Genomic DNA, 607 nt, shown 5'->3' on the forward strand with positions numbered 1-607 from the left:
GCTCCTACTGCTTGTACGTACACGGTTTCAGGTTCTATTTCACTCCCCTCACAGGGGTTCTTTTCGCCTTTCCCTCACGGTACTGGTTCACTATCGGTCAGTTGGGAGTATTTAGCCTTAGATGATGGTCCACCTATATTCAGTCAAAGTTTCACGTGCTCCGACCTACTCGATTTCACTTAAAATGCGTTTTCATGTACGGGACTATCACCCTGTATCGTGGCACTTTCCAGAGCCTTCCATTAACACATAATAAGCTTAAGGGCTGTTCCGATTTCGCTCGCCGCTACTCTCGGAATCTCGGTTGATTTCTTTTCCTACGGGTACTTAGATGTTTCAGTTCTCCGCGTTCGCCTCGTTAACCTATGTATTCAGTTAACGATACCTGCAAGCAGGTGGGTTTCCCCATTCGGAAATCCTAGTCTCAAGTGCTTTTTACTAGCTTGACTAGGCTTATCGCAAGTTAATACGTCCTTCATCGCCTCCAACTGCCAAGGCATCCACCGTGTACGCTTAGTCACTTAACCATACAACCCAAACGGGTCTTTGTTTTGTGACAGTTTAACTTCGCCAGAAGTTAATATTGAATACTAAAGTAGATACCAAT

At 45.1% G+C, this 607-nt stretch carries 1 rRNA gene; it reads right to left on the reverse strand.

Going from position 1 to position 607, the window contains the following annotated elements:
- Positions 1-527: ribosomal RNA gene (locus tag MTN97_RS17810) — 23S ribosomal RNA — on the reverse strand; the annotation flags it as partial.
- Between the last annotated feature and the right edge of the window lie 80 nt (positions 528-607).

It is taken from the genome of Pseudoalteromonas sp. 2CM36K (assembly GCF_023161865.1).
Lineage (GTDB): Bacteria > Pseudomonadota > Gammaproteobacteria > Enterobacterales > Alteromonadaceae > Pseudoalteromonas > Pseudoalteromonas tetraodonis.